Annotated in this window: 28 protein-coding genes; all 28 read right to left on the bottom strand. The window is 44.7% G+C overall.

The window, feature by feature from the left end:
* Positions 1–18: 18 nt before the first annotated feature.
* Positions 19–2,091, bottom strand: a complete 2,073-nt coding sequence (locus MKZ12_RS11400) for a chemotaxis protein CheA (RefSeq protein ID WP_339260448.1) — start codon at positions 2,089–2,091, stop codon at positions 19–21.
* 32 nt (positions 2,092–2,123) lie between these two features.
* Positions 2,124–3,560 (bottom strand): chemotaxis-specific protein-glutamate methyltransferase CheB, encoded by a 1,437-nt coding sequence (gene cheB, locus MKZ12_RS11395; protein ID WP_339260446.1) that lies wholly within the window; start codon positions 3,558–3,560, stop codon positions 2,124–2,126.
* 32 nt (positions 3,561–3,592) lie between these two features.
* Positions 3,593–4,480, bottom strand: coding sequence for a MinD/ParA family protein (locus tag MKZ12_RS11390; protein ID WP_339241604.1), 888 nt, complete (start codon positions 4,478–4,480; stop codon positions 3,593–3,595).
* Entirely contained in the window at positions 4,477–5,829 is a 1,353-nt protein-coding gene (gene flhF / locus MKZ12_RS11385; protein ID WP_339260444.1) for a flagellar biosynthesis protein FlhF, read from the bottom strand. The genes MKZ12_RS11390 and flhF overlap by 4 nt, the downstream gene beginning before the upstream one ends.
* The gene (gene flhA / locus MKZ12_RS11380) at positions 5,826–7,859 is read right to left on the bottom strand and encodes a flagellar biosynthesis protein FlhA (RefSeq protein ID WP_339241599.1); all 2,034 of its coding nucleotides are present in this window, start codon (positions 7,857–7,859) and stop codon (positions 5,826–5,828) included. The genes flhF and flhA overlap by 4 nt, the downstream gene beginning before the upstream one ends.
* Before the next feature lie 25 nt (positions 7,860–7,884).
* Positions 7,885–8,994 carry a flagellar biosynthesis protein FlhB gene (gene flhB, locus MKZ12_RS11375; protein WP_339241598.1) on the bottom strand — a complete coding sequence of 370 codons (1,110 nt, stop codon included), beginning with the start codon at positions 8,992–8,994 and terminating at the stop codon, positions 7,885–7,887.
* Positions 8,991–9,779: a flagellar biosynthetic protein FliR gene (gene fliR / locus MKZ12_RS11370; protein WP_339241596.1), complete on the bottom strand. Its 789-nt coding sequence runs from the start codon at positions 9,777–9,779 to the stop codon at positions 8,991–8,993. The genes flhB and fliR overlap by 4 nt, the downstream gene beginning before the upstream one ends.
* A 10-nt stretch (positions 9,780–9,789) precedes the next feature.
* Positions 9,790–10,059: a flagellar biosynthesis protein FliQ gene (gene fliQ / locus MKZ12_RS11365; protein WP_047842485.1), complete on the bottom strand. Its 270-nt coding sequence runs from the start codon at positions 10,057–10,059 to the stop codon at positions 9,790–9,792.
* Between the two features lie 25 nt (positions 10,060–10,084).
* Positions 10,085–10,840, bottom strand: coding sequence for a flagellar type III secretion system pore protein FliP (fliP, locus tag MKZ12_RS11360; protein WP_315936325.1), 756 nt, complete (start codon positions 10,838–10,840; stop codon positions 10,085–10,087).
* Positions 10,837–11,373, bottom strand: a complete 537-nt coding sequence (locus MKZ12_RS11355; protein WP_339261379.1) for a flagellar biosynthetic protein FliO — start codon at positions 11,371–11,373, stop codon at positions 10,837–10,839. The genes fliP and MKZ12_RS11355 overlap by 4 nt, the downstream gene beginning before the upstream one ends.
* A gap of 11 nt (positions 11,374–11,384) precedes the next feature.
* Positions 11,385–11,750 carry a response regulator gene (locus MKZ12_RS11350; RefSeq protein WP_017689175.1) on the bottom strand — a complete coding sequence of 122 codons (366 nt, stop codon included), beginning with the start codon at positions 11,748–11,750 and terminating at the stop codon, positions 11,385–11,387.
* A 28-nt stretch (positions 11,751–11,778) separates the two neighbouring features.
* A complete protein-coding gene (gene fliY / locus MKZ12_RS11345) occupies positions 11,779–13,053 on the bottom strand; it encodes a flagellar motor switch phosphatase FliY (protein ID WP_339241591.1) in 1,275 nt (424 codons plus the stop codon).
* Positions 13,043–14,041: a flagellar motor switch protein FliM gene (fliM, locus tag MKZ12_RS11340; RefSeq protein ID WP_253433786.1), complete on the bottom strand. Its 999-nt coding sequence runs from the start codon at positions 14,039–14,041 to the stop codon at positions 13,043–13,045. Before fliM ends, fliY begins: the two co-directional genes overlap by 11 nt.
* 40 nt (positions 14,042–14,081) lie before the next feature.
* Positions 14,082–14,540, bottom strand: coding sequence for a flagellar basal body-associated FliL family protein (locus MKZ12_RS11335; RefSeq protein WP_339241590.1), 459 nt, complete (start codon positions 14,538–14,540; stop codon positions 14,082–14,084).
* Positions 14,540–14,761: a flagellar FlbD family protein gene (locus MKZ12_RS11330; RefSeq protein ID WP_076208897.1), complete on the bottom strand. Its 222-nt coding sequence runs from the start codon at positions 14,759–14,761 to the stop codon at positions 14,540–14,542. Before MKZ12_RS11330 ends, MKZ12_RS11335 begins: the two co-directional genes overlap by 1 nt.
* Before the next feature lie 70 nt (positions 14,762–14,831).
* Positions 14,832–15,647 (bottom strand): flagellar basal body rod protein FlgG, encoded by an 816-nt coding sequence (gene flgG, locus MKZ12_RS11325; RefSeq protein ID WP_339260443.1) that lies wholly within the window; start codon positions 15,645–15,647, stop codon positions 14,832–14,834.
* 81 nt (positions 15,648–15,728) lie between these two features.
* Positions 15,729–16,112 carry a TIGR02530 family flagellar biosynthesis protein gene (locus MKZ12_RS11320; protein ID WP_339260441.1) on the bottom strand — a complete coding sequence of 128 codons (384 nt, stop codon included), beginning with the start codon at positions 16,110–16,112 and terminating at the stop codon, positions 15,729–15,731.
* The gene (locus MKZ12_RS11315; protein ID WP_339260439.1) at positions 16,109–16,666 is read right to left on the bottom strand and encodes a flagellar hook capping FlgD N-terminal domain-containing protein; all 558 of its coding nucleotides are present in this window, start codon (positions 16,664–16,666) and stop codon (positions 16,109–16,111) included. The genes MKZ12_RS11320 and MKZ12_RS11315 overlap by 4 nt, the downstream gene beginning before the upstream one ends.
* A gap of 19 nt (positions 16,667–16,685) precedes the next feature.
* A complete protein-coding gene (locus tag MKZ12_RS11310) occupies positions 16,686–18,074 on the bottom strand; it encodes a flagellar hook-length control protein FliK (RefSeq protein WP_339260437.1) in 1,389 nt (462 codons plus the stop codon).
* 40 nt (positions 18,075–18,114) lie between these two features.
* Entirely contained in the window at positions 18,115–19,056 is a 942-nt protein-coding gene (locus tag MKZ12_RS11305; RefSeq protein ID WP_339260436.1) for a kinesin, read from the bottom strand.
* 43 nt (positions 19,057–19,099) lie between these two features.
* Positions 19,100–19,552: a flagellar export protein FliJ gene (gene fliJ / locus MKZ12_RS11300; protein ID WP_339241582.1), complete on the bottom strand. Its 453-nt coding sequence runs from the start codon at positions 19,550–19,552 to the stop codon at positions 19,100–19,102.
* An 11-nt stretch (positions 19,553–19,563) separates the two neighbouring features.
* Positions 19,564–20,883: a flagellar protein export ATPase FliI gene (gene fliI, locus MKZ12_RS11295; protein ID WP_339241579.1), complete on the bottom strand. Its 1,320-nt coding sequence runs from the start codon at positions 20,881–20,883 to the stop codon at positions 19,564–19,566.
* Positions 20,870–21,733 (bottom strand): FliH/SctL family protein, encoded by an 864-nt coding sequence (locus MKZ12_RS11290; RefSeq protein ID WP_253433768.1) that lies wholly within the window; start codon positions 21,731–21,733, stop codon positions 20,870–20,872. Before MKZ12_RS11290 ends, fliI begins: the two co-directional genes overlap by 14 nt.
* Positions 21,726–22,742 carry a flagellar motor switch protein FliG gene (gene fliG / locus MKZ12_RS11285; RefSeq protein ID WP_047842476.1) on the bottom strand — a complete coding sequence of 339 codons (1,017 nt, stop codon included), beginning with the start codon at positions 22,740–22,742 and terminating at the stop codon, positions 21,726–21,728. The genes MKZ12_RS11290 and fliG overlap by 8 nt, the downstream gene beginning before the upstream one ends.
* A gap of 11 nt (positions 22,743–22,753) precedes the next feature.
* Positions 22,754–24,337 carry a flagellar basal-body MS-ring/collar protein FliF gene (gene fliF / locus MKZ12_RS11280; protein ID WP_339241576.1) on the bottom strand — a complete coding sequence of 528 codons (1,584 nt, stop codon included), beginning with the start codon at positions 24,335–24,337 and terminating at the stop codon, positions 22,754–22,756.
* A gap of 137 nt (positions 24,338–24,474) precedes the next feature.
* A complete protein-coding gene (gene fliE, locus MKZ12_RS11275) occupies positions 24,475–24,786 on the bottom strand; it encodes a flagellar hook-basal body complex protein FliE (RefSeq protein WP_253433762.1) in 312 nt (103 codons plus the stop codon).
* A 58-nt stretch (positions 24,787–24,844) separates the two neighbouring features.
* On the bottom strand, positions 24,845–25,294 hold the full coding sequence (gene flgC / locus MKZ12_RS11270) for a flagellar basal body rod protein FlgC (protein ID WP_253433759.1): 450 nt from the start codon (positions 25,292–25,294) through the stop codon (positions 24,845–24,847).
* 6 nt (positions 25,295–25,300) lie between these two features.
* Entirely contained in the window at positions 25,301–25,708 is a 408-nt protein-coding gene (gene flgB, locus MKZ12_RS11265) for a flagellar basal body rod protein FlgB (RefSeq protein WP_339241571.1), read from the bottom strand.
* Positions 25,709–25,915 lie beyond the last annotated feature (207 nt).

Raw genomic sequence — 25,915 nt, 5'->3', positions numbered from 1 at the left:
TAAGACTTCGCTCTATGCTTATTTAATAAATGCATTAGGATCAAGAATCAGGGCTACTTGTCCATCTCCGAGAATAGTTGCTCCAGAGATTCCTTCTATAGCAGGAAGATAGGTTCCCATTGATTTGAGAACAATCTCACTTTGTCCAATGAATTCTTCAACAGCTACTGCTGCAAGACGGTCACCTTTGCGAATCACGACAATTTCTGTTTCCTGCTCATCAGCGTCATTGAAGTCCGGTACGGAGAAAACTTCGCTCAAGGACAAGTACGGAATCAGTGACTCACGGAACGTAATCATTTTATTGCCGTGAATATTACGAACTTGTTCCCGTTGTACAATGGCCGTCTCTACAATGGAGGATAACGGAACAGCGTATTTCTCAGAACCAAGTCGTACCAGCATCGCCGCGATAATGGATAGAGTCAACGGAAGCTGAACAGAGAAGTTAGTACCTTTGCCTGGAGTTGAATGAATCGTTACATTACCACCAAGCGAAGTGATCTTCGATTTTACTACATCCAAGCCAACGCCCCGGCCAGAGATATCCGAGATAATATCCGCAGTACTGAAACCAGGTGCGAACAACAGTTGATTCACTTCATCATCACTCATCTTGGCACCTTGTTCTTCGGTTACAACACCACGTTTGATCGCGGTTTTCAAAAGCTTGTCGCGATAGATACCTTTACCATCATCTTCAATTTCAATAAACACGTGATTTCCACTGTGGAAGGCACGCAGGTTTACTGTACCCATCTCTGGTTTACCTGCAGCTACACGCTCTGCAATGGATTCCACACCATGGTCAACCGCGTTACGCAGTAAATGCACAAGCGGATCACCAATCTCATCAATTACCGTACGGTCCAATTCCGTCTCAGCACCCGTAATAACCAAATCGATTTTTTTATCTAGTGTCTTGGCCAGATCACGGATCATACGCGGGAATCGGTTAAATACGGTATCTACCGGTACCATCCGCAATTTCAGTACAATATTTTGCAAATCTGTGCTAACTCGACTTAAATGTGCAACTGTATCGGATAAATCATTGTTGCCTGTCTCACTGGCCAATTGCTCCAGACGTGAACGATCAATCAACAATTCACTGAACAGGTTCATCAATACGTCGAGACGTTCAATATCCACACGAATGGTACGTGAAGGTGCAGCAGCTTGCTTCGGCGCAGCAGTTTTGGCTGGTGCCGTTTTGGATTCTTCTGCAGGTGCAGAATTGTTATCCGGCGAAGCAACTTCAGCTACAGCTGTTGGTGCGGGTGGCGCTTCAACTGTAGCTGCTACCTGATTAGCCATCTGCTGAAGAGTCTCCTGATCCAGTTGAATCAGCTTTGCACTTTCAATCTCAGAGATACTCATGATGCCTTCTTCCAGTTCGTGCGCCTCTTTAGTTGTTATGTAATACAACGAGAAACTGCGCTCAAACTTCTCTTGCTCAATATCCTGAACGGAAGGGTAAGCCTTTACGACTTCACCTGAACGTTCCAGCATATCAAAGACCATGTAAGCCCGTACACCTTTTAACTGGCTATGCTCGCTAACGAGTACATCCACATAGAACACACGATGACCTTCGGCAATCGACTGATCCAGCACCGAATATTGGAATTCATCCAGTTCCACAGCCGAAGCAATTGAAGCGTTAGCTGGCTTTTTTGTTTCCGTAGCAGATGTATCTCCGTTTGTCATTTCACCGTTTTCAATGGCCTGAAGCGAAGCAACGATTGACGAAACATCAGCTTTACCTTGTCCACCTTCGGTAATATCCTGAACCATCGTTTCCAAGGCGTCGAGACTCTTAAACATGGTGTCAAAAATGTAATCCTGCATTTTTAACTTCTCATTACGAACCAGATCCAACACATTTTCCATTTTATGTGTCAGTGATGCCAAATCTTCAAAGCCCATTGTTGCTGCCATACCCTTCAAAGTATGAGCAGAGCGGAATATCACCTGAACTATACCCAGATCTTCTGGATTGCCTTCAAGTTGAAGCATGTTTTCGTTAAGCGATTGCAGATGATCATTAGACTCATCAATAAACATGGATAAATATTGGTTCATGTCCATTGTGAGGCACCTCCTCCGTGAGTTACACTCCGTTATTTCACTGCTTGAACAAGTTTAGACGCAATCTCCTGCAGTGGCAAAAGATGACGAACGCATTGCAGCTCTACAGCAGAACGCGGCATACCATATACAACACATGTTTCTTCATTCTCGGCAAAGGTTGATGTAACTCCAGCTTCGTATAATCTCTTCATCATACGTGCTCCATCACTTCCCATTCCTGTCAGCAAAACAAGATGCCTTTGTAAAGATGTAAACGGCAGAAGTGACTCAAACATCGTATCCACTGAAGGTCTATGTCCATTCACTGGTTGATCTTCAGTCAACTTCACGATAAACTTCCCGTCTGCTGTTTTGTTAACTTTCACATGGAATCCGCCGGGTGCTATATAGGCGGTACCTTTTTTCAGGACCATGCCTTCTTCAGCTTCAACTACATGCAATGGACTGAATGTATTCAATCGTTGAGCCAAAGAACGTGTGAAATTGGGCGGCATATGCTGCACAATAATGACCGGTGCAGGCAAATCAGCAGGCAACTGCTCGAGTAAGGTCTTGAGAGCCCTCGGTCCACCCGTAGAACAACCTATTGCCACAAGCTTGTTGAATGTTCCTTCCACTCCCCCTGCGCCTTTAGGGACAGGATTAGGCTTGATTACTTCCTTGGCTTTTGCAGAGGCTGCTGCTATTTGGTCAGCTGCCAGTCTAGCTGCATTAGGTAGCCGAACTTCCTTCGGAGTCTGCACTGGATTAGCTGACTTCACTACTCTCTCTACATTCGTCTCCAAAGTCCGCTCTGCTTTCGGCAAAGGTTCCGTTTTTTTCTCCAAGCGGCCTGGTTTCGAAGGTGATAATGGCTCAATAGGTTTCTTGGATTTGGCCTGAAAGACGTCAGTCCGCTCTTGAAGAGAGCGTTGACTCGTCTTCGCAGGTTCAATCATTTTTTTCGCAGACTCTACTCGATCCTTGCCTGGCATTTCTTTGTGTAGCTGCTGAGCTGAAGGGACAACTGTTGCTCGCGAAATCTCTCTATTTTTCAACGATAACTCACGATCAGCTTTTCGCTTGATCTCATTCATCGCAGCACGCATGCGCTCAACCAGGGCCTTACCGACTTGAGCAATATCCTGGTCATGTGAAATAGATGGTTTCCGAATGAAGTCGAATGCTCCGGCTTCAAGCGCCATAATGGTTTCTTTCATGCCTTGTTCATTGATACCTGAGAGCATAATCACAGGAACGAAGGATTCCTTCATAATTGATTTTAATGCATCCAACCCATTCATTTCGGGCATCTCAACGTCCATTGTAATAATATCGGGTTTCAATTCCAGTGATTTTTGAATCGCTTCTCTACCGTTTGATGCCGTTGCCGTGACCTTGAATTCCGGATCCGCTTGGATCAAATCCGTAACAATCTTACGCATAAAAGCGGAATCATCGACAACCAATACTTGATAGACCGCCATGTTGTGTCACCCCTGTTTCCTTTTTTCAGAAATCATGTTGTCCGTTTAAGCCACTTATTCATAAATCCCCTGATTCCTGTCAAGGTTCCGGATCCCGGAGTTGCAGGTACAGCCAGATAACGAAGAGCAAGTTTCTCTATATCTTTGGAGGCTTTGGCATTGGGATAAGCCAGACTATAGGGCATTTGCCTTTTAACCGCCTTGACCACCTGGGCGTCTTCCGAAATATACCCAAGCAGCGGAATATCCGTCTGCAAAAACCGCCTTGCCACTCCAGCTATTTTATCTGCCACCCGTTCCGCTTCTCGTTCGTCCTCCACCCGGTTAACGATCATCCGAAAGGGCGTAGCATTTTCCTGGCCGTGCATAACTTTGACTAAAGCATAAGCATCGGTTATTGAAGTCGGTTCAGGTGTGGTTATAATCAGGCATTCATCGGCAGCACCGATGAACTTCATATTCTCCCTGGAGAGTCCTGCCCCAGTGTCGAAGATGACATAATCCATTTCCTGGGCAATATCCTCCACTTGACTGGCGAAGAACTCCAGATCACGATCAGACAATGAGAATAACTCTTTCATGCCCGATCCACCAGCAATGTAAGGCAAGCCGCTGGCACCCAGTTGTATGATCTCCCTTATAGATTTTTGTCGGTATAACAGGTGATAAAGATTATAGGAAGAAGACGTACCCATAAGAACATCAATATTAGCCATTCCAATATCGGCATCAAACACAAGTACCTTTTTCCCCAAAGCCTGCAGTGCCAAGGCAAAGTTCAGTGTGAAATTGGATTTACCAACACCTCCCTTACCACTGGCCACAGTAATGATTTTAGAGGATCGAATATCTCGCTCAATACCTTCCAATTCCAATGGCGCGGAGACCATATTTCGAAGTGCAGCTGCCTGATCCTTCATTGTGGCCCTTCTCCCAGCAACTGTTTAGACAATGAATCTGCATCCGGCTTCAACAAATCGTCCGGAACATTTTGTCCATTAGCCACATATGCGAGCTTGAGTGGAAAACGGTGTAACAAATTAAATAACGGACCGCAGCTCCCAGTCTCATCCATTTTGGTGAAAATTACCTTATCCAGGCCATATTTACTGAAATGTTCCGTAATCTGAACCATATCAGCGCTTTTGGAAGTCATACTCATGACCAGAAAGGTTTCGCTATTCTCTACCGGAGCAAGCAAACTTTGCAGTTCCGAAACAAGCAATTCATTTCTGTAGTTTCTACCTGCTGTATCCATAAAAATCAAGTCACAATTCTCTAATCGAGAAATGGCACGTTGTGTATCCCCGGGCGATTGCACCACCTCAAGTGGAACATTCAGTATAGATGCATATGTTCTAAGCTGTTCTACCGCCGAGATCCGATACGTATCTGATGTAATGAATCCAACTTTACGATGTTTTTTGAACATTTGCTCAGCAGCCAATTTTGCGATTGTCGTTGTTTTTCCTACACCTGTTGGTCCAGCAACATAGACGATTCGAGTGGTAGGAAGGATGCCTTCTTCAATACGTTGTTCCAAAAAGTGCATGACCTCAAGCTTCACAACTTGCTCTACATCCTGTTTCTTAAATTCATCCTCAGACAATCTTGTTTGGATTGAATCGAACCAGGCTTCCCAAACTTCAGGCCAAACATCTTGTTCTGTCAGACGTTCTCGGATCGGTTGCAGTTCCTCTGTCAGAGGGTCCGCGGAAGTACCTTGCTTAGAAAGCCTGGTCACCATCTGTTTAAGATCCTGCAATTCAGTCATCAACTTATCCTGCTGCAGGTCTGAACCTGTTGGCTTCGTCGCAGTTGTTGAACCCGAAAAATCCGCCCCTTGCGGTCGCGGTTTATGATCCGTGCTCGAAGAACCTGAGCCGCTGTCTATGTCTGAACTGATATTACGCGATTCAAACACAGATGGCGCGGCAGCAGATTGTTCCTGTACACTTTGATCAGCTGTATTCGTTGTCGCCGACTCATCAGAAGCCGCAACAAACGAACGTGCTGTTTGCCGATAAGCCTCAGGTACAAATGCACGAGGTACAGGTGTGAATTGATTTTGTACGGGCTTTGTCGTTTGCTTGTTTTCTTCCTTATCCACTGCAGCTACAACTTCGATCCGTTTTTTGCGAAACATTCCCATCACACCGCCCACCTTAATCTCTTTGGTGGACAGAATGACGGCATCACTTCCCAGGTCTTTGCGAATTTGAAGCATAGCTTCGGGCATGGTCTCAACAACGTATTGTTTTACTCTCATAAGTTCACCACCCCGATACTTTGAATTTCAACATTCGGCTCCAATTCACTGTAGGAAAGCACAGGAATGTCCTGCATAGTACGTTCAATAACCTGACGCAGATACATCCGAATGGTTGGAGAAGTTAATACAACAGGTTGTTGACCTGATTGAATCAAACGGTTCACTTGTTCACTCAGCTTCTGATAAACACTTTGTGTAGAAACAGGATCTAGCGCAAGATAGCTACCTTGATCCGATTGTTGCACACTTTCAGCAATTTTCTTCTCGAGACCAGGTCCAACGGTGATCACCCTAAGTGTCTCACCTTTCTGTGAGAATTGCTGAGTAATCTGACGTGAGAGGGATTGTCTGACGTACTCAGTTAACACATCAGGGTCCTTCGTATATGTACCATAGTCAGCTAGTGTCTCGAAGATGGTAACCATATCACGAATGGATATTTTCTCACGCAATAACTTGGCGAGTACTTTCTGCACATCACCAATAGAAAGCAGTGAAGGAATCAGTTCATCCACCAGGGCAGAATAGTTCTCTCTGAGATTATCCACAAGGGCTTTCGTTTCTTGTCTTCCAAGTAACTCATGCGCATGCTTTTTGATCAATTCCGTCAGATGTGTAGCGACAACGGAAGGCGGGTCTACGACCGTATATCCTGCAAGTTCCGCTCTGTCTTTGGTTACTTCATCAATCCATAGTGCCGGAAGTCCAAAAGCAGGCTCTGTCGTTTCAATACCTGTCACTGACTCCTCATCATAACCTGGACTCATGGCAAGGTAGTGATTCAACAACAGCTCTCCGCCACCTACCACATTACCCTTGATTTTGATCACATACTCATTGGGTCTGAGCTGGATATTATCTCGAATCCGTATAACCGGAACAACCAACCCCAGTTCAAGAGCACACTGCCTCCGAATCATAATGATCCGATCCAACAAGTCCCCCCCCTGCTGATTATCAGCAAGCGGGATTAAACCATAACCAAATTCAAACTCAATAGGATCCACTTGAAGCAGGTTAATTACACTTTCAGGACTTCTGACCTCTTCAATCTGCTGTTCTTCTTCCAACTGTTCTTCCGCTTCCTGTTTCAAGTTCAAATTATTCTGCATGCGCCACGCGGCATATGCCAACACACCTGCCAACGGAAGCGTAGTAATAACATGAATTGGCGTAAAGAAACCGAGCATGGCAATAACGAAAGCTACAATATAAATAAGTATTGGATATGTAAACAGTTGCCCCGTAATATCATCTGCCAAGTTTCCTTCTGATGACGCTCTGGTGACAATAAGTCCTGCTGCTGTGGAAATAAGCAGAGCAGGGATTTGGCTTACCAATCCATCTCCAATAGTCAATACAGAGTACGTTGACATTGCATCTGCGAAAGCCATCCCATGTACAGTCATACCGATAATAAATCCACCGATAAGATTGATCAGGAGGATGATAATACTTGCAATTGCGTCACCTTTTACAAATTTACTTGCTCCATCCATCGCTCCATAGAAATCGGCTTCACGTTCAATTTTGGAACGACGCTCACGAGCTTGTTGCTCGTTGATCAGACCCGCATTCAGATCCGCATCAATACTCATTTGTTTACCAGGCATCGCATCGAGAGTGAATCGAGCAGCAACTTCAGCTACGCGTTCAGAACCCTTGGTAATAACGATAAACTGAACGACAACGAGGATCAAAAACACGATAAATCCAATTGCAATTTGCCCTCCAGCAATCCAGCTACCAAAGGTAGCAACTACAGCTCCTGCATCACCATTACCAAGAATCAACTTGGTTGTGGAAATGTTCAGTGCCAGTCGGAATAGTGTAGTGATCAGCAGCAAAGCCGGAAAAATAGAAAACTGCAATGCTTCTTTGCTGTTCATGGCAACAAGGAGTATCATCAGAGCAATTGAAATATTGACGACCAGTAACAAGTCCAACAGCCAGGTCGGGATCGGGAGAATCATCATTAACACAATGCCAATGATACCCGCAAGGACAGCTATATCTTTAATTTTCAATGAATGTACGGCCTCCGATCCCCTTTTATTTCGTTCTGCCCTTTAGTTTATATACATAAGCTAGCACTTCGGCTACCGCTTGGAACAAATCGGCCGGTATGGCGTCACCAATCTCGGCTCTCTGGAACAACGCCCGTGCTAACGGCTTGTTTTCCATCGTAATAACACCGTTTTCTTTGGCAATTTCCTTGATTCGCAAGGCGACATAATCCTGACCTTTGGCAATAATCTGTGGTGCCTCCATCTCGGAACCTTCATACTTTAATGCAACCGCAAAGTGAGTTGGGTTCGTAATGATTACATCCGCATTCGGTACTTCCTGCATCATACGCTGCATAGCCATACGACGCTGACGTTCCCGGATTTTACCTTTGATCAGCGGGTCACCCTCCATTTTTTTGTACTCATCCTTAATGTCCTGCTTGGACATACGGATCTTCTTCTCATGATCATACTTCTGATACATGTAATCAAAGATCGCAAGTACCAACAGAGCTACCGCAATCTTGACTCCAAGACTTAAAGTAATTGAAGCAGCAAAATGTAAAATGGCATCCATTGAAAAATGAGAAAGTGAAGCAATGTCGGACTGGTAACTTGTGATTGTGCTATACACAAGATAACCAATGATGGTCATCTTCAAAATGGATTTAGCAAATTCGACCAACGAACGAAGAGAAAAAATATTTTTGAATCCCTTAATCGGATTCAACTTCTCCAGCTTCGGCTTTAAACCTTCACCTACAAGTAGAAAACCTACCTGCATGTAGTTAACGATCAGAGCAACTAATGCTACACCAAGCAGAACAGGAGCAAGCAACAACATCACTTCTATACCGTATCGCATCATAAGCGACATTACATTTTCATCAGTGACTTCCATGCTCAATCGATTGATGAAGATATCCGTGAAGAGTCGAACCGTACGCTCCTTGTAAAAATCACTGAAAACCATCATGATTAAAAAGGTAAACAGGAGAATCGAGGCACCTGATATCTCCATGCTTTTGACAACCTGTCCCTTTTTACGTGTATCCTGTCTCTTTTTTGGGGTAGCTTTCTCCGTCTTTTCCCCTGAAAACAACTGGAGGTCGAGTTGAAGTTTCATTCGAATCTTGTCCTCCGTTTCACTCATCCCGGCCTTTGCCCAATGGTCCCAAGCAATTTTTCCATGGATCTGAACATCACTTCGAACAATTGACCAAATACAAAGGCGAAGCTGGGAACCAGCAAAAGCAAAATAGCAAGCCCGACGAGCACTTTAAGCGGCATTCCGACAGCAAAAACATTAAATTGAGGAGCTGTTTTTGCCAAAAATCCTAATCCTACATCCGTTAAAAACAACGCAACTACCATAGGTGCAGCCATCTGAAACGCAAGCATAAACGATTCACCTAGCGTACGAATCAAAAATTCAGCAATACTTCCATCGGCCAGCCTTATGAAAAATACATTCGACAACGGGATCCAGCGATAACTGTATACAAGGGCATCCAGGAGATAATGATGTCCATTCATGGTTAGGAATAAAAGCACTGCGAATGCATATTTGAAGTTACCTGTAAGCGGTGCTGAAGCACCTGTCATTGGATCATATACGTTCGCAATACCAAAACCAATTTGTATATCAATAAAAGCACCTGCTGTCTGTACAGCTGTCATCAATAGATACGCAACAAATCCCAAAAGCAAACCTATTAGAATCTCTCTGATGATGAGCAAAATATAACTCAGATCCGTGGGTACTGTCTGGTTTATGCCATATGTCATATATACGGTCAATGTGACAAAAGCAGAGAGTCCAATTTTAACTGAAGCGGGTACATTTCGAGCCGAAAAAACCGGTGCAGTTACAAAAAATGATGTGATTCGACAAAACATAAGCAGAGCGACAGGGAAACTTTGCAATAATGTCTCCATCTGCTAAAGCCTACCCTATGTATCTGTATAGATTATCGAGAATGTTAAACGTAAAATCGACCAAGATATTCAAAATCCAAGGTCCAAACAAAAGTACCGCCAAAAGTACGGCAACAATCTTTGGCACGAAAGCTAATGTTTGTTCCTGAATTTGGGTTGTCGCTTGAAAAATACTGATTGCAAGTCCTACAACCAGAGCTAGTATAAGCATGGGTGCACTGGCCAGCAATGACGTGTATACCGCTTTCCCGGCCAGACCGATAATAAATTCCGAAGTCATGACCGTCCTCCTTTAACTTTCCGGATCAAGTGTTAAAACTCAGTAACAGTGACTTGACAACCAGATACCACCCGTCCACAAGGACAAAGAGCAGTATTTTGAAAGGTAATGAGATCATGACCGGCGGAAGCATCATCATGCCCATTGCCATGAGTGTACTCGCAACAACAATGTCTATAACAAGAAACGGAATAAAAATCATAAATCCCATCTGGAATGCTGTCTTCAACTCACTGATTACATATGCCGGCACCATAACAGTAATTGGGATATCCTGATAAGTCTTGGGTTGTTCAGTCTGATTGTACTTCATAAACAGCAGAAGATCTTTTTCTCTGGTGTGACTAAACATAAATTTCTTTATCGGATCCGCTGCTTTTTCAAGTGCCTCGGTTTGCGTAAGATCTCCCTGGAGATAGGGCTGAAGCGCTACCTGATTTATGGAAGACAACGTTGGCGACATAATGAAAAGTGTCAGAAATAGCGCCAAACCGACGAGCACCTGATTGGGTGGCATTTGTTGTGTACCCAAAGATGTACGTACAAAACCTAGTACAATCACAATCCGAGTAAAACTGGTCATCAGCACAAGCATGGCCGGAGCAATACTAAGCACCGTAATTAACAGTATAATGGACAGTGAACTCGTGCTTGGTGTCCCTCCATCTCCGTTCCCAATCTGAATATCAATATTCGGAATAGGTTCGGCAAAGGCAACCGTTACAGATGCCAGACTGATAAGTCCTAATAAACAACACGCTAACCAAATCTTTTTCTTCATGAATCCCTCGACCGATCTGTAGTATTGTCTTTATCTAGGAGCTTTTCCATCTTCTCTTTACGGTTAGGCATCTGCCGAAGTTTGGATTCAAACATTTCGTGAAAAGAAGTTGTGTCCTCTAGTTCCATTTCCCTCGGCGGTTCTTCTCTACGGAAACGTTTTGTGAGCTTGGCAATGAGAGGTGAGAGATTCCCTTGTTGTGAAGCAGCATCCCGTTCGAAGGAATCAATGATTCTTTGCGCCTCTTCCAGGTCCGAAACCTTATCTATCAACTGGATGTCTTCACCTACACCAAGCAGATATACAACTCCACCAATTTCCATAATTTGCAGCGACTTGTTTTGCCCCAGTCCAACCCCGCCCAGGGTACGAATCGTGCCCTGACGTAACCACTGCTGATTCCGTTTGTTTAAGAACCGGATCAGATAGACAATAAGGGCCAGGATGACGGCCAGGACAACAATCACCCATACAAGCTGTAAATAATAATTGGTTCCCGCGCCAGCTCCTCCTGGTATATCACCCTGAGCCATCATCATGTCTCTTAAACGCCCAGTGTCTTGCTAATCGCTTCGATAACCCGATCAGATTGGAACGGTTTAACGATAAAGTCTTTGGCACCTGCTTGAATAGCATCGATTACCATTGCTTGTTGCCCCATGGCCGAGCACATAATCACTTTAGCGTTAGCATCAATCTTCTTGATTTCTTTCAAAGCTGCAATGCCATCCATCTCAGGCATCGTAATATCCATGGTGATCAGATCCGGACGAAGCTCTTTAAATTTCTCAATGGCTTGTGAACCATCCTGTGCCTCACCAACAACCTCATATCCATTTTTAGACAAAATGTCCCGGATCATCATTCTCATAAATGCAGCGTCGTCTACGACTAAAATTCGGTTTGCCATCTTGATTCAAGTCCTCCCTAAATTGTGCTTATTGTAATTTCTGAATTCGGTCCCATTGGCTAACGATATCTATAACACGAACACCAAAGTTTTCGTCTATAACGACAACTTCTCCCTTGGCGATCAGTTTGTTATTCACCAAAATATCGACAGGTTCCCCGGCTAACTTATCCAGTTCGACAATCGAACCCTGTGACAGTTCCAAAATATCTTTAATTTGCTTCTGGGTCCTTCCTAATTCTACGGTGACTTTAAGGGGAATGTCCATCAATAAATTCAAATTGTTTTCGTCTACCTGACCGTACGCCCCATTTTGTAAATTGGCGAATTGAACTGGCTGTACGTTAACATTCCTATTTGGCATTCCACCATAATGTTGAGGTGCACCATAAGGTTGCTGCGGTGGCATGCCATACGGCTGCTGTGGCGGCATTCCTTGCGGCATCCCCATCGGAGTCTGTCCATATCCGTTATAGTCCTGAACAGGCTGCTGAGGAGCCTGTGGGGGCTGCTGGTGTTGAACGGGCGGCTGCTCAGCCACTGGTGGTGGCGTTGCGGGTACGGGTGCTGGTGCAGGTTCAGGGGTTGATGCCACTGGTGCGCTGGCAGTTGACTCCTGAGCACCTCCAATCAACATATCTACCATGTTTTTGGCAAAATGCACTGGAAGCAACTGCATCAGATTGGAATCAATCAGATCCCCGATTAACAAACGAAATGAAACTTGGATAAGAGTCTCATCTGCCGGGAGATTACTTACACCTTCTCCACTCTCCAGATTGAGAATATCGATTCCCGGAGGAGAAATATTCACAAAACGATTAAAAATCGTGGACATTGAAGTTGCAGATGAACCCATCATCTGGTTCATTGCTTCCTGTACTGCACTAATATGGATTTCGTTCAGTTCTTCATCGACCGGATTTCCTTCGCCACCCAGCATCAAATCAGCGATGACTTGAGCATCTCTCTTCTTGATAACAAGCGAGTTAATGCCTTCAAATCCATCCACGTAATTCACATGAACGGCAACATGCGGCTTGGGAAAAGCTTCTTCAAACTGCGTTCGACTAATAATAGAAACTTTAGGTGTTGTAATATCTACTTTGAGGCCCAATAGCGTGGATAAGGCTGTTGCCGCGCTACCAAATGTAATGTTACCAATCTCCCCCAAGGCATCCTGCTCCAGCTCGGTCAAAAAATCATCAACCGTCTTTTCAGCGGGCTCCGAGCTGTTTATCGACTCCGATTGCCTGAGCAAAGCATCGATTTCTTCTTGGGATAAATAATCCTTACTCGTCAAATTCTTCAACTCCTTCGGTGACAATCTCGTCTATTTGCACAGCCACACGGTCCTTGATTGTCCCCGGACTGCCCATGTATTTCAGTTTGTCACCCACTTTAATGGAAAGTCCCTCATCCACTGGTTTGTTCAACGTAATGACATCACCAACGGACAGACCCAGAAATTCTGCAATTGAAATTCTGGATTCTCCCAATTCCGCAACGATGGGTAATTTGGCTTTGTTCACACGCTCTCTTAAAGCATCATATTCTTCCGGAGCTCTGGTTTTCTTCTCCGAAACAAACCACTGATGAGTTGACAACCGTGACATAATAGGTTCAAGAACGACATGCGGTATACATAGATTGATCATGCCTGTCGTGTCACCAATTTTGGTGCTGAGCGAGATCAGAGCAATCGTTTCATTGGGAGATACAATCTGCATAAATTGCGGATTGGTCTCGAGCGCTTCCATCCTTGGGGAAATATCCAACACGGTCTTCCATGCTTCCTGCAAACTTTCAAATGCACGGCTGAATATTCGCTCCATGATGGTCGTTTCAATCTCCGTCATCGATGCAATCTTTGTCGGAGCACTCCCCGTTCCACCAAGCAGGCGATCCAACATCGCATATCCCACGTTCGGATGGACTTCCATCACCATTCTTCCCTGTAGTGGCTCCGCTTCAAAAATGTTCAATATCGTCATCTTAGGAATAGAACGGATAAACTCATCATAAGGCAACTGTTCGACCTGAACGACATTGATTTGAACGAACGTCCGCAGTTGGGCTGAAAAATAAGTGGTGAGAAAGCGTGCAAAGTTTTCATGAATACGAGTCAAGCTTCTGATATGGTCTTTGGAAAAACGCACTGCCCGCTTAAAATCGTACGATCTGATTTTCTTCTGAGTTTCTTCCTTCTTCAATTCTTCCGCATCCATCTCACCAGAAGAAAGGGCTGCTAATAGGGCGTCAATCTCATTTTGTGATAATACATCCACCATGTTCTCACCCCCTTACAGGTCTACAGCGTGTTCTGTTCATTTACATTGGCGCCATTACAAAAGCTGAAAAACTGGTGCTGCTCAACTTACCTTCAGGTAAAGCTTCATTAATTAGTCCGGTCAATCTCTCATTAAATTGTACTCGGCCCTTCGCTGTAGCCAGCTCCTCAGACTTTGTATCCGCAAACGTCTGAATGATAATAGGCTTCACTGTAATTTCTTTAATTTTCTCAAAATCTTCTTTGGCTGTTTTGTCTGACAACTTGAATGAGAAGCTGACAACTACAACATGATCCGTATCAGCCAAGTTGGTTTTAATTTCTCCAAGCTCAGAGGAAACCTCTACAATCTCATCCGCAGTCATCTTCTTTTCTGAAGCTGCCGCCGTATGTGTGTCGTCCTTATTCCCGTTCTGTCCTTGCATAAATACAAACACAACCACCACAATGAGTGTTATTGCAAGCAACATCGTTGCAAGCCAGGGCATCATTTTTTTCATCAGGATTCCTCCGTTTGCTGCACTTTAATAGTGGCTGCCTGAACCCCGATTTCACGGTTGTAATCTTTAATCTTGGAAATAACGTCATCGGCTTTTTCAAGCACAATCAGTCTCTTTCCAGTTACCAGAGTAATATACGTATCCGGCGTCTCTTCCACTATTTCAACCATCAGCGCATTTAACCACATGGGAGAACCATTTAACCGCGTAACCGAAATCATGCTAAGCCCCCTTGATCAGAGTGGGAGGAGCAAGCTCCCCCACATTTTAAAAAAATTCATTAATCAGCTATTAACGTTTCAGGTTAACAACTTCCTGAAGTATTTCATCCGACGTTGTAATGATCCGGGAGTTGGCCTGGAATCCACGCTGAGCTACGATCATCTCAGTAAATTCACCAGTCAAGTCCACGTTTGACATTTCGAGCTGTCCAGCAATGATCGCTCCTGTTCCGTCCTCAGCACTGTTTGCTGTCAATGGTTCCAGTGCCCCGTCCGGATTCGCGTTAGCTGTCATACGGTACAAGTTGCCCCCAATTTTCTCAAGACCTTCTGGATTGACAACTTTACCTATTCCAATCTGTGGACCTGCTTCAATCGTTCCATCTGCCATAGTCTGGTTAATCGTTCCATCCTGACCAATCGTAAAGGAAACGACGTCGTCTGGAATGGTAATATTTCCACCACCGTTATCCAGAACGAACAATCCATCCGATGTCAAAAGGTTACGCGCAGCATCCACGTGGAAGTCCCCAGCACGAGTCAGGTAGGGCACTTCCTGATCTTCACTCAAACGTACCAAGAAGAATCCGTCTCCATTAATCCGAAGATCTGTTGGATTATTCGTTGTCATTGGGCTACCTGCCAGATGCAGCGTATCAATCGAACCTACGGATACACCAAGACCGATTTGTTTCGCATTGACACCACCAGATGCATCTCCAGGGGCAGTCACCCCCGCCGTCGTTTGGCTCATAATATCTTTGAACATAACCCGACTGCCCTTGAAGCCAACCGTGTTTACGTTCGCAATATTGTTACCAATTACGTCGAGTTTTGTTTGAAAACCCCGCATCCCGGAAACGCCTGAGTACATTGATTTCAACATTTTTAAAAATCCTCCCAGTCTTCATTTGGTTACCGCATCAGTCGGTCAGCGGCATTCCGGCTCCCGAGAAGGGCCAGCCGGTCAAGAAATGATTACAGCACTATCAATCTGAGTGAACACATTATCCTTCATGCTTTCACTATCCATAGCTGTAACCACAGTACGATTTTTGACATTGACGATAAAAGCCATATCCTGCATTAAAATCAATGACTCTTTGGCTCCTTTGGCAGCAGCTTTGTCCAAAGCAGAACCAATCTGTTCCATTTGCTCGGTCTTGAGCTCAATACCTCGCTGTTCCAATCGTTTGGCAGCATGATTGCTCAATTTCAGAAGATTGTCTTCCAGCACCTTGGCAAAGGGTTTTTCCGGGACAGCCGAAGATTCTCCCGTTTTGGGTCTTTGAAGCATATTCGGTGTAATCGGGCCTGCATATAATTGTCCAACCGTTATGCGATCACTCATATCGTTTTCCCGCTATCTTCCGTATCACCCGGTTCAGCGGATGATTCAACTTCCTGGCTCTCGTTCGTTTCAGGGGCTACGCCTTGAACGTTCTGTACCGGAGTTTGACTCTCTTCTGCCTGTTTTGGATAATTCACCTGAATGATCTCATCCAGCTTAATCTCGTCGTTGCCCACTTTTGCGTATTGAACACCATCTCTTACAATGATGGAATCCACAATACCCTGACGAAGAGTTCCGTTGTCATCTTTATTAGAAGAAAGCCAACTTACCTCCATGCCAATCATGCCGGATACAGCACCAAGTGACTGGTTCAATGTTTTAAGCTGTGTAGAAATATTGACCAGTTGCTCCACGGAGCTGAACTGTGCCATTTGAGCGATAAATTCCTTATCCTCCATCGGCTGCATAGGATCTTGATTTTGCAGCTGGGTAATCAGGATTTTTAGAAACTGATCTTTGCCCAATTCTTTTGTTGCAGCACTTGTGGTTGCTTTATTGGCTGCCGAATAATTCGGCCAGGTATTATTCATTGAAACAATTTCGTTAGCCATTTGCTCACCTCATTTCTGTTTAAGCCTCTGCACTAAACGTATCTCTCTGTAATTCATTTCCATCGACTTGTTCGCTACGCCAGTTACGCAATTCTTCCTGAATTCCTGCTGTAGCTATAGCATCATCCGATTGTTCCTCACGCTCACGCGAACGGCGTTGTTGCTGAGAATTACTTCCCGGCTGACGGCCTCCGTCCTGATACATCTGTGATCCGATTGAACTGTTCTGGGTAACCTCAAGTCGTTCCACTTGAATTCCCTGGGCTTGAAGTGAAGAACGCAGCTGTGTCATTTGCTGTTCAAGCATGTCTTTGGCCATCGTATGTTCAGTCATAAACCGTGCAACCAACTGCCCATTCTGCAAGGTGATTTGAACATCCAACTTCCCTAGGTGCTCAGGCCGCAGTGAGATGGTCGCCTCGGAAAATCCTTTTTGCTGCACAATATCCAGCTTGTTGACTACAAATTGTGTCATTTCTTTGGCAAACTGTGATGTTTGCATTACAGGTTCAGCCGGTTTCCCTGCTGTTGTACCTGATGAACGCAAGGACAGTTCTCCCGCAGTAATGATCGTTGAGTGTTCGACTTCTCCACCTGCATTCGAAGCAGATGTCGTCTCCGTCTCATCTTTCACCTGGCTTCCAGTGTTTGCCACTGCCGCAACAAGAACCTGAGGTACGACCAAATCCTGTTTGGGTGCTTGAAGTGAAGTACTTGGAGCGACTTGTGCAGTCTGATCCTTAACTGCAGTCAATGTTTCCAGTATGGATTTCAGTTGAGTCCATCCTTTGTTATGGCTAGTATCCACTCCAGCCTCTTGAAGCTGACCCTGCAGAGATTGTAGTAGTTGCTTGAATTCCGGAGCGTTCTTCGCAACGTTACTCTCAGGATCATTCATTCCGGCTACTAATTGTGTAAGCATATCCTGCAGAACAAAACGTACTGCTGCCGGATGTTGGGACAGTTCAATTGCAGGTACTGTATTTATGCTTTCCGCTCCGTTCGAAGGTTCGTCGGAGCCTTCCGCATTAGAACCTGAAGGATTACTTAATTGTGTATACATCTGTTGAATCAGAGTTTGTAAACCTGCAAGTAGAGCTGGATCATTTTCCAAAGCTTCGTCAAGTGAATCCAAGTCCGTGAACAACGAATTCAGTATATCCGTGATTGATGTCGCTTCCCCTTCTTCATTCGCAGCAAAGGAAAACATCAGCGGATTAGCAGTTAAACTTCCAGCAGCGCTTGAACTATCACCTTCTGTGTTTCCTCCAGATAACGATTGTGCAAGAGTTTGGAGAAATTCACCGCTAGCCCCTGCAGCTGAACCTTTCGATTGTGCTCCAGTCGCCTGACCTGTTCCCGTTGCTTTTGCAGATGCTGTGGATGCCATTTGATATACAATCGACATTTATTTTCACCTCCTCTCGGTTAGTTCAGTGTAATGAGATCTATTTGTTGCCCATTAATCTGTTCAAAATTTTTGCAGTTTCAACCGAGTCCTCCGAAGACATGTTCTCAAGCAATTGAGAGCGTGTTGCATCATCTACCGAATTCAGGATGGTCAATGTTTTATCAGGACTTAACTTGTATGTTTCCAATAATAACTTGGCACCACTTGAAGCAGACATCGAAGCAAATGTTTGACTAAGCTGATTTTTATCCAGGTTTTTGCTTGTCGTTGTGGATGCAGTTGAAGTTGCTGCGGTTTCCTTCTTCAATCGGGATTGCAGTGCATCCAGTGCCAGATCGCCGGACGGTTTGGCATCCTTCATCATCATGGTCACATCGGCTGCTGTTTTTGGATCCATCTTTTCAAGCACCTTGGTCCGAGCAGATGATTGCATGGCATTCAATAACAAAACCATTTCTTCATTCGTCATATTTTGCAGGATCGGTGCAGCTTTGCTCGGGCTCATATCAGCATACATCTTTGCCAAATCTTTGATTTGCTTTTGATAATCGGATTCCGTTTCAGGCGTTGCCGCTGTTGCGGTTTCAGCCGCTTTTTCCGCATCATCCAATTTTTTCTGAAGCTCCGTTGCTTTCTTCGCTTCGGTGGTTGTCGCTGCCTGTGCTGCTTTGAGCTCTGTTTCTTTAGCCGTCACCTGGGACTTCAGCTTTTCGATTGTGGCTTCAGCACTTTCAACCTGCTGCTCACTCTTCTCCAGCTTTTCTTTCTCTGGATCCAGTACAGGATCAGGTACCCATTCCTTGACTACCGGTATTTTGTTGGCGAATTCAAACAAGTTATTACGAATATCTACATTAAATAGGGTAAGTAATACACCTAGCAATACTACGGTGAATACAATCGGGATTGAAATCATGAGAAACTTTTCCCAACCGCCTCCCGACTCTTTTTCCATGTCGCTATCATCTTTAACAGCCATCGTTCATTCCTCCTTCACGAGACAACTTCGCGTCCGGCTCACATCAATTCGCGCGTCCGGCTTTGGCAGCGAAGCGTACAGTAGCCATCTCGTCCAGATCGTTCTGTTCCCGGAGGAGCATCTCCTGCTGAAATTTGATTTTGGCCTTGTCTCTCGCTCCAAGCCATACTTTTTCGTCAATCATCTTACCGTTGAGAAATGTCTGATTCCGCTGCACGTTGACCTGAGCATGTTTAACATCACTGTTTTTGCGTGAAATGCACTCGTCAAGGTGATGTACATAACGCTGCATCTCCTGCAGACTGTTTACAGACGCTTTATTTTCCGTAGCAGATTGGATAATGGCGACCAGATTACTTCTGTCATTAAGAAGTTGTATCAGATGTTCTTCCTCCGTCTGAAGTTTACCGATCGCTGTGGATAACATCCATTCTGCCTGTGTTTTTTCATTACTCTTCAAGTCAACAACTTTCTGGAAATGATATCGAAATTTCATCGTTTACCCATTCATCTCCTTGCAAATTCAAGAATCAAACGTTCCTGCACTTCACTTAAGGTGACTTTCTCGTCGACTTTCTGCTTGGTAAAGTTCCATATACTATCAATCTGGTCTATCGATTCATCTATGGCTGCATTTGATCCCCGCTGGTAAGCCCCAATATTGATCAAATCTTCCGATTCTTTGTACACAGCCATCAAACGTTTCATATTATTAACAGCTTCCAACTGCTCTTCCGGAGCAATATCCTTCATAACACGACTTATGCTGGCTAGCACATCAATCGCTGGAAAATGTCCTTTGTTCGCAATGGATCGATTTAACACAATGTGGCCATCCAGAATACCCCTTACCGCATCCGCGATCGGTTCATTCATGTCATCACCATCAACCAGCACCGTATAAAAGGCTGTAATCGAGCCTGTAGGTCCTGTACCCGCTCGTTCAAGTAGTTTGGGCAAACTTGCAAAAACCGATGGCGTATATCCTCTCATTGCCGGAGGTTCACCTACGGCCAGACCAACTTCCCTCTGTGCCATCGCATATCGAGTGACCGAATCCATCATGAGCATCACGTTCATTCCACGATCTCGGAAATACTCTGCAATCGTGGTCGCAATAACTGCTCCCTTGATCCGAATCAGAGCAGGCTGATCTGAAGTTGCAACAATGACTACGGAGCGTTCCAGTCCTTCCGGACCCAGATCCCGTTCAATAAAGTCGCGCACCTCACGTCCACGCTCACCCACAAGCGCGATGACGTTAACATCCGCTGCTGTATTACGAGCAATCATGCCCATCAATGTACTCTTACCAACACCAGAACCAGCAAAAATGCCCACACGCTGTCCCTTACCTACAGTCAGCAATCCATCGATAGCTCTTACACCAACACCCATCGTTTCAAGTACACGTGGACGATCCATTGGATTGACCGGAGTATTGGAGGTGGAGTACATTGGCATTCTTGATGGAAGGAGTGAGCCGTCCAGCGGTTGTCCAAGTCCGTCCAATACTTTACCGAGCAATTCGGAGCCCACCTGAACACCCAGTGGCTTGCCCGTACCTACTACATCGCAACCAGGACCAATGGATTGAAGTTCACCCAGCGGCATAAGCAACACTTTGTTATCCCGAAACCCAACGACTTCGGCTTGAAGAGGCTTGGCCGATTTACCTGGATAGATATAACATACGTCACCGATACTTGCATCTGGCCCTTCTGACTCCACCATAAGACCAATGACCTGAGTAACTTTGCCGTTAATACGAACAGGATCGAATTGCTTCAAATGTTCCATATATCGCTGTGAACTAAGAACCTTCATGTTGATTTCTTCGCTCCTCATCCTCAAGTGCTATGCGGACCAGTTCTTTTTTAATCTCAGCAAGCTGTGTATCAATTCTCGCATCTACACTTCCGAACGAAGAACGAATGACACATCCCTTATCTTTGACTGTTGAATCAGGCAAAATCTGCAGTTCTGCCTGAGAGTCAATAGACAGAGACAATTCTTCACGAGCTGCCTGTACAAATGTAAACTGATCGGGTGCCACACAAAGTGTGATTAACCCCTGCTCCCGTTTACGTGACAAACTCTGACGAATCAATTCCAGTGTATGATCAGGTTCAATGGTAAGTTGCTTATCAATGACTTTCTCAGCAATCCCGCAAGCGAGATCCACAAGGAACGGTTCGGCTTCTTGAATGATCTGATCTTTAGCTACATAAGCTTCCTTGAGTACTTCCTGAGCTTCAATCATCATCTTATCGATCTGCACCTGGAGATCTACTTCAGCTTGTACTTTTCCTTCTTCAAAACCCTGTTGGAAACCTTGTGAACGAAGCGCTTCGGTCAGATGTTCATCCTGTTGTCGTTGTTCCTGCCACCAGCTGTCGATCTGTTCACGGGCTTCTTGAAGCATGCGCTCTGCCTCTTCTGAAGCTTCACGTACTTGCTTTTCTGCAAACTCCTTGGCATCTTCCAGCATTTCTGCGGTAAGACGTTGTGTTTCTTCGTCCACGCGTGCTTGAAGCGTCTCTGCTTCAGAACCTTCAGCACGATCACCGGATAATTCCGTCTCAGACTCTTCGTCACCACCATAATGATGATGATTTTCTAGTTTTTTGTGGTCATCAACGGGTACATACTGGAAAGATTTAATCAAATTAGACAATGATATCATCTCCTCCACCGCGTGCGATAATGATCTCACCGGCTTCTTCCAATCTGCGTATCGTGCCTACAATGCGTGTCTGAGCTTCCTCAACATCACGCAATCGCACAGGACCCATGAACTCCATCTCTTCTTTGAATGTTTCGGACATCCGCTTCGACATGTTCCGGAACACCGCATCCCGAACTTCTTCGCTTGCCACCTTGAGTGCGAGTTGCAGATCAGCGTTGTCGATATCACGAATAATACGCTGGATAGAACGATCATCCACATTGACGATATCTTCGAATACAAACATGCGTTTTTTGATTTCCTCTGCAAGCTCCGGATCCTGAATTTCAAGCGAGTCCAAAATGGTACGCTCTGTACCACGATCGACTCCGTTCAGAATCTGTACAATCGATTCAATACCACCCGCATTGGTGTAATCCTGCGTTACGGTAGAAGATAACTTCTGTTCCAGGACTCGCTCCACTTGAGAGATGACTTCTGGCGAAGTACTATCCATAACCGCCACTCGGCGAGCAACATCTGCCTGCTTCTCTTGTGGCAAAGATGATAGAATCGCTGCAGCCTGTTCGAACTGAAGATAAGAGAGAACCAGCGCGATCGTTTGCGGACTTTCATTCTGAATAAAGTTCAAAATTTGATTCGGATCCGCTTTGCGTGCAAAGTCAAACGGTCTGACTTGCAGTGTAGCTGTCAAACGGTTAATGACTTCAAGTGCTTTTGATGAACCCAGAGCTTTCTCCAAGATTTCTCTCGCATAGTTGATACCGCCCTGAGAGATATATTCCTGCGCCAGACAGATCTGGTGAAACTCGGCCATAATCATGTCCTTTTCGGAAGAATCAACCTTGCGAACGTTGGCAATCTCCAACGTTAATTGCTCAATCTCCTCGTCACGCAGATGTTTGAAAATCTGAGCCGATACTTCCGGACCTAATGTAATCAACAAAATTGCTGCTTTTTGTCTTCCAGTCAAACCTTGACTGCTTGCCTTCGCCAATGCGTTCACCTCTATTCGTCAGCCAGCCATGTACGCAGCAGATTGACGAATTCGTCTGGCTTTTTCTTGGCCAAACTCTCCAATTGTTTGCGCACCTGACTTTCGTTCGTTACACTGTCCAGCGTAATGGACGGGAACTCTGTTGCTATTGGAAGAGGAATCTCTTCTTCTTCGACTTCGTTTTGTTTGCGGCGACGGCGTACTAACAAAATAACAACCGCTGCGATCAATGCCGCTATGAGTGCACCTCCGCCCCACATCATGGCTGGGGACAACTGGAAGCCTGTATTTGCTGTTGATGCAGCCTGGAACCCTTGTGACATGACTGAAACTTTCTTTGTCAGATCAGCGTCACTTATTACAGTGCCTGAGTCTGCCAATGAAGCTCGCACAATGTTAACCAGAATGTTCTCAATCGCGTCTTGAACAGGTCCCTGTAATTCTGTTTCTCCATCCGGTGGTTCAACTGCAACGTTAATGGTTAAATCTTTTACAGTATATGGACTGGAAATAATATCCTTGGCGATTCGATTAACATCGTAGTTAATAGTACTTGATGATTCTTCTGAGGTGGAGTTACCTGTTGCATCAGATGATGGATAACCAGGAACTTCCTCTTGTCCTGTACCAGCAACACCACCTGTTGGGTTGCTTGCCCCGGTATAGCTCTTTTGAATCTCCTGCACACTGATCTCGATGCCTTTCATATTCTCTACATCAACAGGTGTGACCAGATTTTCTTTGCGTGTTTCTTTATCAAAATTAAGCTTGGAGGCTACCAACACATTAACTTTGTCTTCGCCTACAATCTGGGAAAGAAATTGCTTTACGTTATTGCGGACATCGTTTTCAAACTTTTTCTGTAAAGCCATGTTTTCTTGAACTTCGGAAGACAACCCGCCACTGCCACCACGGGCAGTTGGAATCAATTCCGCTTCATCTGTGTTTGTAATGGTGATGTTCTCAATAGGCAGATTAGGAATTGCAGTCTTAACCAAGTTAAAGTAGCCATCTACTGCTGCCTGATTTGGGTGATACCCCGGTTTAAATTGGAGAGCTACCGATGCTGATGCTTTGTCCTGTTCTTCTAAACCGGCAAAAATGTTATCTTTCGGCATATTCACCAGTACTTTAGCATCCTGTATGCCTTGCATCCGCTGAAGTAACTGTTCAACTTCTCCGTTTATAGCGTTGTTGTATTTTACATCAAACTCTTTATCCGTCATCCCAATGGGGGATGATGACTCCTCGAATGACTTATACCCCAATGAACCATTCTGAATAATCCCTTGAGATCCGACATTCACCTTTGCAATTGCAACACTTGTACTTGGTACGGATATGGTCTTGCCATCTGAACTTAATTTGTATGGAATGCTGGATGAATCGAGATAACTGATAACGCCCGCTGAATCACTTGCATTCAAGTCTGTAAAAGCAACTTCATATTCGGTCTTGGACAATTGCATCGTGAGTACAACTGCAGCCAAAATCAGAAACAGGAAGGTGGATATAAATAATACTTTTTGCTTTTTGCTAAAACTATTCCAATACTGGGATGCCTTATCCCTGTACTGGGCAATTCTCTCATTCACTCTGTCACCCCATCCGAAACTTTGCTTAGTCTGTCCTTACTCAACCTTAGCCGTTCCACAGGTTGAGGATCAGGAGCAGCATCGCAGCTGCTTTGTTGTAATGATCAGCGCTATTATCGAAGCGCAAGTAGGTTATCTTATAATTGCGTTCGCATAACTTCCTGGTATGCTTCGACCACTTTGTTTCGGACTTGAGTTGTGAGTTGTAGACTTAACAAGGCCTGCTCTGAAGCAATCATCACCTGATCCACATTCGCTTTGCCGACCAAAAATTGATTCGACATTTCATGCGATTGAGTCTCTTGTGCGGCGACGGACCCTAATGCATTCTGTAAGTATGTACCGAAGCTCTGAATGGTTTCGGCTGGTGTAGAAGGCTTACTTTCGGTTGCATTCTTCATCTGTAGCGGTTGTATACCTTGTGTGCTAAACATGTTGTTCTGAATCATTAATGTCCCTCCCCTTCATCCCTGGTTTGTATCTTTCTTATTTTTATTTCGAAGTAAATTATCTTCCAATCTCCAAAGCTTTGGAGATCATCGCTTTGGTTGAGTTCAGTGCTGTCACGTTTGCTTCATAGGAACGCGAAGCAGAGATCATGTCGACCATTTCTTTTGCAATATCCACATTAGGCATAAATACATATCCTTCAGCGTTGGCATCTGGATGAGTAGGGTCATACACAGGCTTCAATGGTGACTGATCCTCACGAATCTCGGTTACTCTAACACCATCTCCTGAGCCGCTACCTCTCATCTGATTTTGCAGCATCGTACCGAATGACGTTTTATTCGGCTCAAGTACGACCATTTTGCGTTTGTAAGGAACCGCTTCACCATTGGATACGCTCGCGCGCGTCGTCTCTGCGTTGGCAATGTTAGAAGATATAACGTCCATTCGCAACCGTTGGGCCGTCAATGCTGAGCTGCTAATACTAAAGCTATTACTAATGTTCAATTTAGGTTATCTCCCTTCCACGCCAACACGCATCATTTTAATTTGTTCGCTCACTTGCTGAATATAAGCGTTATAACGCAACTGATTCTCCGCCAGAAGACTCATTTCTCTGTCGATATCGACATTATTCTGGTTGTTATTCATGGATGTTGACTGGTCCATATTAACTACTGGCGTTGGTACGGAAGAGGAAGGACCTATGACAAAATGCCTTGCATCAGTGACTTTACCTTTAAGAACAGGCATATCTCCATTCATTTGCCCTTGCAACATTTCTTCAAAAGAAACGTCTGAGCGCTTGAAATACGGGGTATCGGCATTCGCGATGTTGTCAGCAATCGTTCGTTGTCTGATATTGGACGCATCGAGTGCACCCTGCAATCTTTTAAAGCTGATATCATTTAAAAGATTCACAATCCCCCTCCTCTCTTTAGAAGTTATGGAAAAACATTGAATATTTCCCCTTGAAAATTCTTATGTTTTTTCGACAAAAACATTCGTCTTTACACGGTTTTCTAGGACTTAAGTAGAATTAACTCTGATGTTGTCGTATAACATAAGTTTCTTCGAGTTTGGGATTTATTACAATAAGAAAAAAGCCCTATCTTTTCTGAAAGACAG

This window comes from Paenibacillus sp. FSL R5-0713 (genome assembly GCF_037973325.1).
Lineage (GTDB): Bacteria > Bacillota > Bacilli > Paenibacillales > Paenibacillaceae > Paenibacillus.
This window is presented reverse-complemented; position numbering and strand designations above follow the sequence as displayed.

Coding starts and splice junctions, on each gene's coding strand:
- MKZ12_RS11400 (WP_339260448.1), bottom strand. CDS start 2,091: ATGGACATGAACCAATATTTATCCATGTTTATTGATGAGTCTAATGAT.
- cheB (WP_339260446.1), bottom strand. CDS start 3,560: ATGGCGGTCTATCAAGTATTGGTTGTCGATGATTCCGCTTTTATGCGT.
- MKZ12_RS11390 (WP_339241604.1), bottom strand. CDS start 4,480: ATGAAGGATCAGGCAGCTGCACTTCGAAATATGGTCTCCGCGCCATTG.
- flhF (WP_339260444.1), bottom strand. CDS start 5,829: ATGAGAGTAAAACAATACGTTGTTGAGACCATGCCCGAAGCTATGCTT.
- flhB (WP_339241598.1), bottom strand. CDS start 8,994: ATGAGTGAAACGGAGGACAAGATTCGAATGAAACTTCAACTCGACCTC.
- fliR (WP_339241596.1), bottom strand. CDS start 9,779: ATGGAGACATTATTGCAAAGTTTCCCTGTCGCTCTGCTTATGTTTTGT.
- fliQ (WP_047842485.1), bottom strand. CDS start 10,059: ATGACTTCGGAATTTATTATCGGTCTGGCCGGGAAAGCGGTATACACG.
- fliP (WP_315936325.1), bottom strand. CDS start 10,840: ATGAAGAAAAAGATTTGGTTAGCGTGTTGTTTATTAGGACTTATCAGT.
- MKZ12_RS11355 (WP_339261379.1), bottom strand. CDS start 11,373: ATGGCTCAGGGTGATATACCAGGAGGAGCTGGCGCGGGAACCAATTAT.
- MKZ12_RS11350 (WP_017689175.1), bottom strand. CDS start 11,750: ATGGCAAACCGAATTTTAGTCGTAGACGACGCTGCATTTATGAGAATG.
- fliM (WP_253433786.1), bottom strand. CDS start 14,041: ATGGTGGATGTATTATCACAAAATGAGATTGACGCCCTATTAGCAGCC.
- MKZ12_RS11335 (WP_339241590.1), bottom strand. CDS start 14,540: ATGAAAAAAATGATGCCCTGGCTTGCAACGATGTTGCTTGCAATAACA.
- MKZ12_RS11330 (WP_076208897.1), bottom strand. CDS start 14,761: ATGATTTCGGTTACGCGGTTAAATGGTTCTCCCATGTGGTTAAATGCG.
- flgG (WP_339260443.1), bottom strand. CDS start 15,647: ATGTTGAAATCAATGTACTCAGGCGTTTCCGGGATGCGGGGTTTTCAA.
- MKZ12_RS11320 (WP_339260441.1), bottom strand. CDS start 16,112: ATGAGTGATCGCATAACGGTTGGACAATTATATGCAGGCCCGATTACA.
- MKZ12_RS11315 (WP_339260439.1), bottom strand. CDS start 16,666: ATGGCTAACGAAATTGTTTCAATGAATAATACCTGGCCGAATTATTCG.
- MKZ12_RS11310 (WP_339260437.1), bottom strand. CDS start 18,074: ATGTCGATTGTATATCAAATGGCATCCACAGCATCTGCAAAAGCAACG.
- MKZ12_RS11305 (WP_339260436.1), bottom strand. CDS start 19,056: ATGGCTGTTAAAGATGATAGCGACATGGAAAAAGAGTCGGGAGGCGGT.
- fliJ (WP_339241582.1), bottom strand. CDS start 19,552: ATGAAATTTCGATATCATTTCCAGAAAGTTGTTGACTTGAAGAGTAAT.
- fliI (WP_339241579.1), bottom strand. CDS start 20,883: ATGAAGGTTCTTAGTTCACAGCGATATATGGAACATTTGAAGCAATTC.
- fliE (WP_253433762.1), bottom strand. CDS start 24,786: ATGATTCAGAACAACATGTTTAGCACACAAGGTATACAACCGCTACAG.